Below are 6678 nucleotides of genomic sequence, written 5' to 3'. Positions count from 1 at the left end.
TTGTTCGGGTCGTTGATGTCGAAGGTGAACGCGTCTTCCGGCGCGGGCTGCGCGGGGACGGGCAGGGTGCCGTCGTCCGCGAAGTCGAAGTCGGGCGTGCCGAAGTCGGCCTCGGCGGGCCCCGCGGACGGCCTGGAGATGCTCAGCTTCATCGACGACAGCGCCGGCAAGGACGCCGGTGGCCGCGTGCAGGTGAAGCGCTTCCACGTGCGCCGCCGCTCCGGGAAGATGTTCGGCCCGTTCGAAGAGGGCGTCATCGTCAAGATGCTCGAGGACGGCCAGCTCCTGGGCAACGAGGACGTGTCGCCGGACTCGGAGGCGTGGTCCGCCATCGGCACCGTGCCCGTCTTCGCCGCCGCCATCCAGCGGCTGATGGAGGGTCCGGCCAAGGCCGTGCCGCTCGCGGCGACCCCGGGCGCGCCGGCTCCGGAGACGGCGGGCGCCGCGGACCCCGCCAACCCCCAGGCCAGCATGGAGCGGCTGCGCCAGCTCTACGAAGGCCGCATGGCCGCGGTGTCCGTCGTGGACCGCAGCGCCTCCGACGCCAAGTGGAAGAAGCGCCTGCCCGCCATCATCGCCGCGGGCGTGGCGGTGCTCGTGCTGGGCACCGGCGCCAGCTTCGAGGCCAGCCGCTACGGCGCCTTCGGCCGCAACAAGTTCTTCCCGGCCCGCGTGTCCGCGGGCTCCGCCGAGGCGAAGCTCGTCGAGGAGGCGCGCAAGGGGCTGCTGTCGGACACCTACGCCAGCTACAAGGAAGCGCGCAAGAAGAGCGCCCAGGTGCTGGCGAAGAAGGAGTACCCGGAGGTCCGCGCCCTCTGGTGCCAGTCCGTCGCCTACCTGCAGCGCCGCTACGCGGACGGAGAGCGCGCCGACCTCACCGCCTGCGGCAAGCACATGCAGGCCATCGAGCTCCTGGGTGAGAAGAACGTGGAGGTCATCAAGACCACCGCCGGCATCGCGCTCACCCAGCGGAAGGCGGCGGAGGTGCAGGCCCGCCTGCGGGACGCCGCCGTCCGCGAGGACAACCAGGGCGACCTGGAGCTCTCCTTCCTCCTGGCGGAGTCCTACGCGCAGCAGAAGGACATCGGCAACGCCGTCGCCACGCTGACCAAGGTGCTGGAGAAGGACGCGAAGTCCGCCAAGGCCCACCACGCGCTGGGCAACCTGTACCAGGCGCAGGGCAAGGCCGACGAGGCCGCCAAGGCCTACGCTGAAGCGCTCGCCGCGGATCCGCAGCACGCCGCCTCCGCGGTGGAGCTGGCCGCGGTGGAGCTGCTGGTGCGCAAGTCGAACATCGAGCAGGGCGCCCAGGCCGTGGAGAGCGCCCTGAAGCTCCAGGACGCGCTGGGGCCCGCCGAGCGCGCCCGCGCCCGCGGCCTCAAGGGCATGGCCCTCTTCCAGCAGTTCAAGCCCAAGGAAGCGGAAGCGGAGCTGAAGGAGGCCCTCAAGGACAACCCGAACTCCGACTTCATCAAGGCCCAGCTCGCCCAGGTGCTGCGCTCGCAGCGTGACTACGACAGCGCGCTGCCGCTCTACGCCTCGCTCGCGAAGGAGGACAGCGACAACCTGGAGTTCGTGGACGGCCACATCACCGCGCTGGTGATGACGGGCAAGATGCAGGACGCCCTCACCGCCGTGGAGGCCGCCAGCAAGAGCTTCCCCAACGAGGCGCGCATCGCGTACCTCTACGGGCGCATCGAGGACGCGCTCGACAAGCCCACGGAGGCGGAGGGCCACTTCAAGCGCGCCAACGCCGCCGACGCGAAGCTGGTGGACGCGGGCCTGTACCTGGGCCGCCTGTACCTCCGGCAGCACCGCAACGCGGACGCGCGCGCCCTGCTGGAGGCCGCCGCGCAGCAGGCCCCGGAGCACGCGGGCGTGCACGCGGGCCTGGGTGAGCTGGCGCTCGCGGAGAACAACAGCCTGCTCGCGCAGCAGGAGTTCGACCGCGCCGTGCAGCTGGACCCCAACCTGGCGGACGCCCACCTGGGCCTGTCGCGCGTGGCCCTGCTCAACGGCGACGCCACCCGCGCGGAGACGGAGGCCAACCGCGCCCTGGAGCTGGATCCGCACCTCTTGAAGGACGGCCGGCTGCAGCGCGGCCTGGTCCTCTGGCGGCTGCACCGGCTGGACGAGGCCGCCGCGGAGCTGGAGAAGGCCAAGGCGGAGGACCCCCGCTCCATCACCACGCCCATCACCCTGGGCGCGGTGCTCCTGGAGAAGGGCGACCTGGCCGGCGCGGAGAGCAACCTGGGCCTCGCGCTGCGCAACGAGCCGTCCAACCACGAGGCGCTCTACTACCTGGGCCTCGTGCGAGCGAAGCGCTCCGAGTACACCCAGGCGCTCGACAGCATGAAGACCGCCGTGGACCGCGCGCCCAAGCGCCCGGACTACAAGTACGCGTACGGCGTCATCCTGCGCGACGCGAAGCGGCTGCCGGACGCCATCGAGCAGTGGAAGGCCGCCGTGGAGCTGGAGCCCACCTACGCGGACGCGCACGAGGCCCTGGGCCACGCCCACCTGGAGCGCGGCGAGTTCGACGAGGCCATCGCCTCCTTCGAGTCGGCGCTCAAGGCGGATCCGCAGCGCACGCGGGTGATGGGCGCCATGGGCGACGTGCTCTTCAACGCCGCCCGCTGGGATGACGCCGTCCGCCGCTACCAGGCGGCGCTCAAGGCGGATCCGAAGCTCACGTACGTCTATTACAAGGTCGCTCGCGCCTTCACGGAGCAGGCCCAGTACGCCAAGGCCATCGACTGGTACAAGAAGGCCACCACCGCCGAGCCGGACAACGCCCAGTCCTTCTACTACCTGGGCTTCGCCTACAAGGAGCGCAACAAGCGCAAGGACGCCATCACGGCCTTCAAGGAGTACCTGGTGAAGAAGCCGGACGCGGCGGACAAGAAGGACATCGAGGACGAAATCTACGACCTCGAACATTAGCCCCACCCCTCCGGGCGTCCGGCCCTGAGCACCCGGCGCGTGGTGAGCCTTGCCGGCCCACGCCCGGGATGACTACAAGGCGAGCCCCTATGCTGGACCTCCGGAACGTTGCGCAGAACTTCGATGCGGTCGTCGCCCGACTGAAGACTCGGGGCGGCAGCCTGGACCTTGGCCTCTTCCAGACGCTCTTCACGGAGCGTCGCGACCTCTATGTCTCCATGGAGGCGCTGGCCGCGCGCCGCAACGCCGCCAACGAGGAGATGAAGCGCAAGGCCAAGGAGGACCCGTCCGCCATGGAGAAGCTGCGCGGCGACCTGCGCGGCGTCTCCCAGGAGATCAAGGAGAAGGAGGCCCGCCTCAAGGAAGTGGAGGAGGAGCTCAACCGCATCCTGCTGGTCATCCCCAACGTGCCCCACGACTCCGTCCCCGTGGGCGCGAGCGCGGACGAGAACGTCCAGGTGAAGACCTGGGGTGAGAAGCCCAACCTCCTCTTCACGCCGAAGCAGCACTTCGAGCTGGGCGAGTCGCTGGGCATGCTCGACTTCGAGCGCGCCGCGAAGGTGTCCGGCAGCCGCTTCACCTTCTACAAGGGCGCCCTGGCGCGGCTGGAGCGCGCGCTCGTCACGTTCATGATCGACGTGCACACGTCCAAGGGCTACACGGAGCTGCTCCCGCCCTACCTCGTGCTGCGCGAGACGATGATGGGCACGGGCCAGCTGCCCAAGTTCGAGGACGACGCCTTCAAGACGTCCGGCGACCCCGAGCGCTTCCTCATCCCCACCGCGGAAGTCCCCGTGACGAACTACCACGCGGACGAAATCCTGGAGGGTGAGCAGCTGCCCATCCGCTACTGCGCCTTCAGCCCGTGCTTCCGCGCGGAGGCCGGCGCCGCGGGGCGCGACACGCGCGGCCTCATCCGCCAGCACCAGTTCCACAAGGTGGAGCTGGTGAAGTTCTCCCAGCCGGACAAGAGCCTGGAAGAGCTGGAGGCCATGACGGACGACGCGTGCGACATCCTCCGCCGGCTGGGGCTGCACCACCGCGTGATGCTGCTGTGCACCGGGGACATGGGCTTCGGCGCGCGCAAGACGTACGACATCGAGGTCTGGCTGCCCGGCCAGGGCGCGTACCGGGAGATTTCGTCCTGCTCGGACTGCGGCGACTTCCAGGCCCGCCGCGCGAAGATCCGCTTCCGCCCCCAGAAGGGGGACAAGCCCCAGATGGTGCACACCCTCAACGGCAGCGGGCTGGCCGTGGGGCGCACGAGCATCGCCATCCTGGAGAACTACCAGCGGGAGGACGGAAGCGTCGCCATCCCGGAGGCGTTGGTGCCGTACATGGGCGGGCTGAAGGAACTTCGCCCCCTGTAGTCAGGGGGATGGGGCCCCGGACGTAAAAAGGGGCCAACATCTCGCTTGCCACGCGGAAGAAATGATGTAGAAGGGCGGCCCCACGGGCGCGGTTGGCCCGCCGGGAACCGAGCGGCACCTGCTGTGGAGGCGTGGCCGAGCGGTTGAAGGCAGCGGTCTTGAAAACCGCAGAAGGTGAAAGCCTTCCGTAGGTTCGAATCCTACCGCCTCCGATTTTGAGCTTGAGTTTCGCGGTTCTTTGACAGAGAAGAGTTGGAGAGATGGCCGAGAGGCTGAAGGCACAGGTTTGCTAAACCTGCATACTCGAAAGGGTATCGAGGGTTCGAATCCCTCTCTCTCCGCCACTTGATGTAAAGCAGCAGCCGGAAGAAATGCTCCCTTAGCTCAGCTGGATAGAGCGTCGGACTACGAATCCGAAGGCCGGAGGTTCGAATCCTCCAGGGAGCGCCACTTCTTCTCAGGCGCGCAAGCAACATGAGTGACGACATCGCTTTCATGCAGCAGGCTTTAGAGCTCGCGCGGGAAGCGGCTTCACTTGGTGAAGTTCCGGTGGGTGCGGTGGCGGTGCTGGACGGAAACGTCGTGGGCACGGGCTACAACCGCCGTGAATGCGACCGAAACCCCTTTGCTCATGCTGAGATGCTCGCGCTGGCAGCAGCAGCGAAAGCACGCGATGCGTGGCGGCTCTCCGGGGTGACCCTCTACGTGACGCTGGAACCGTGTGCGATGTGCGCCGGTGCGCTGGTTCAGTCTCGTGTCACCCGACTCGTCTTTGGTACAATGGATCCGAAAGCGGGTGCCGTCGGCTCGCTGTACAACCTGGTGGAAGAGCCCAGGCACAACCACCGGCTTCAAGTGACAAGCGGTATCCTGGCGGAAGACAGTCGCCAGCTTCTCAAGACGTTCTTCGAGCGCTTGCGCGCGAAGCGACGTGAAAACTGAATACTCTGGAGAGCTGGCCGAGTGGTCGAAGGCACCTGACTCGAAATCAGGCGTACCGGTAACGGTACCGTAGGTTCGAATCCTACGCTCTCCGCTCCATCGTGATTGGAGAGGTGGCCGAGCGGTTGAAGGCACACGCCTGGAACGCGTGCATATCTGAAAGGGTATCGTGGGTTCGAATCCCACCCTCTCCGTTGTTATTTTCGAAGCAGCAGTACGGATTTTGTGGTCGGGACAACGTGGGGGCGCGAACCCCGCCAGGTCCGGAAGGAAGCAACGGTAGCGTACTTCCGCGTGTGTCCCGGCCGTTCTGTTTCACCGCAAGCGCCGACATCCCTCCGGGGATGCCGGCGCTTCGGCTTTGCGGGCTTGCCCTCCCCTGCCCGACTGGCTGCTTCGCTTCAGTCGCGGACGAGGAGGGTTTCCCGCCCCACCTCGCGGACGACCCGGAAGCCGGCGGCCTGGAGCTCCGGCAGGGCCCGGCCCTCGAAGGTGACGGCGCGGTTGAAGGCCCGGTCGCGGATGGAGGCCTGGAAGGCCGCGTCCCGGGGCCAGTCGCAGGTGCGCCAGGGGATGTTCTTGCCGATGTAGAAGAAGCCCCCGGAGCCCCACAGCCCCTCGTTGACGATGAGCAGCCCCGTCGCGTCCCCTCGCGTGGCCCGGACGATGGCGCGGAACTGGTCCGCGCGCAGGTCGCTGGAGGGAAAGCCGCGGCCATGCACGAAGCCCAGGGCCAGCGCGAGCACCGCCGCCCCGCTCCTCAGGCCCGGCTGTAAGAGCGCGGTGATGGACGCGGCCAGCTGGGCCGCCGCCGCGAGCAACGCCACCACCAGCGCCGGGTAGAGGAAGCGCTCCTCCTTGTGGGGCGTGGCCAGGAGGACGGCGGTGTAGACGGCCGCGCAGGTGAGCGGCAGGGACAGCGCGCGAAAGCGCAGCAGGGGGGCCAGCGACAGGGGCACGGCGGCCCAGGCCCAGAGGGGCACGGCCTGGAGCAGCGGCTCCCAGTAGAAGTCCGGCGGTGAGGCGCCGAACGCGGCGGCGGCCTTCCCGGAGAGGAGGTTGTAGTCCACGTAGGCCAGGAACGAGTGGAAGGGCGTGCCCCAGGTGCCCCAGTCGAGCAGGCCCAGTCCCACCGCCACCGCCGCGCCTCCCACGCAGGTGAAGGCGAGCAGGCGCCACCTCCGGGCGACGGCCAGCCAGAGGAGCGCGGCCACCACGAAGAGGGCGGACGGGTAGCGCGTCACCACGGCGAGCCCCAGGGCCATGCCGCCCACGAGCCCCGCCCGGCGCACGCGCGCGTCCGCGCCGGAGTCCGGCCGGTCCAAGGCCTCCATGGCCACGAGCAGGAAGGAGGCGGAGAAGGACTCCGACAGGGTGCGTCCGGCGAAGAGGAGCACCGGCGCGCTCAGCCCCACGAGCAGCA

General features: G+C 68.6%; 3 protein-coding genes, 5 tRNA genes, 1 other RNA gene and 1 pseudogene. 9 read left to right on the top strand and 1 reads right to left on the bottom strand.

The window, feature by feature from the left end; all coding sequences use genetic code 11:
* Window positions 1-108: 108 nt before the first annotated feature.
* The 9 genes and pseudogenes from D7W82_RS42460 to ffs all read left to right on the top strand — a co-directional run.
* Window positions 109-2943, top strand: a pseudogene (locus D7W82_RS42460) (tetratricopeptide repeat protein); the annotation flags it as partial.
* An 89-nt stretch (window positions 2944-3032) separates the two neighbouring features.
* Window positions 3033-4313 (top strand): serine--tRNA ligase, encoded by a 1281-nt coding sequence (serS, locus tag D7W82_RS37640; protein ID WP_120622885.1) that lies wholly within the window; start codon window positions 3033-3035, stop codon window positions 4311-4313.
* A gap of 125 nt (window positions 4314-4438) precedes the next feature.
* Window positions 4439-4525, top strand: a tRNA-Ser gene (locus D7W82_RS37635).
* A gap of 42 nt (window positions 4526-4567) precedes the next feature.
* Window positions 4568-4657 (top strand) — tRNA-Ser (locus D7W82_RS37630).
* Between the two features lie 29 nt (window positions 4658-4686).
* Window positions 4687-4763, top strand: a tRNA-Arg gene (locus D7W82_RS37625).
* A gap of 24 nt (window positions 4764-4787) precedes the next feature.
* Window positions 4788-5255, top strand: coding sequence for a tRNA adenosine(34) deaminase TadA (tadA, locus tag D7W82_RS37620; protein ID WP_014394804.1), 468 nt, complete (start codon window positions 4788-4790; stop codon window positions 5253-5255).
* A 7-nt stretch (window positions 5256-5262) separates the two neighbouring features.
* Window positions 5263-5349: transfer RNA gene (locus D7W82_RS37615), tRNA-Ser, on the top strand.
* Between the two features lie 13 nt (window positions 5350-5362).
* Window positions 5363-5449, top strand: a tRNA-Ser gene (locus D7W82_RS37610).
* Window positions 5450-5477: 28 nt separating this feature from the next.
* Window positions 5478-5570, top strand: an RNA gene (gene ffs / locus D7W82_RS37605) — signal recognition particle sRNA small type.
* Between the two features lie 86 nt (window positions 5571-5656).
* Here ffs and D7W82_RS37600 read toward each other — a convergent pair.
* Window positions 5657-6678: mannosyltransferase (locus D7W82_RS37600; RefSeq protein WP_120622884.1), on the bottom strand; the 1022-nt coding region annotated here is incomplete at its 5' end.

It is taken from the genome of Corallococcus sp. CA049B, assembly GCF_003611685.1.
GTDB classification, from domain to species: Bacteria; Myxococcota; Myxococcia; order Myxococcales; family Myxococcaceae; genus Corallococcus; species Corallococcus coralloides.
Note: the sequence above shows the minus strand (reverse complement) of the source record. Positions and strands in the feature narration are given on the sequence as shown.

Excerpts from the sequence above, each read along its gene's own strand:
- serS (WP_120622885.1), top strand. The coding sequence starts at position 3,033 with ATGCTGGACCTCCGGAACGTTGCGCAGAACTTCGATGCGGTCGTCGCC.
- tadA (WP_014394804.1), top strand. The coding sequence starts at position 4,788 with ATGAGTGACGACATCGCTTTCATGCAGCAGGCTTTAGAGCTCGCGCGG.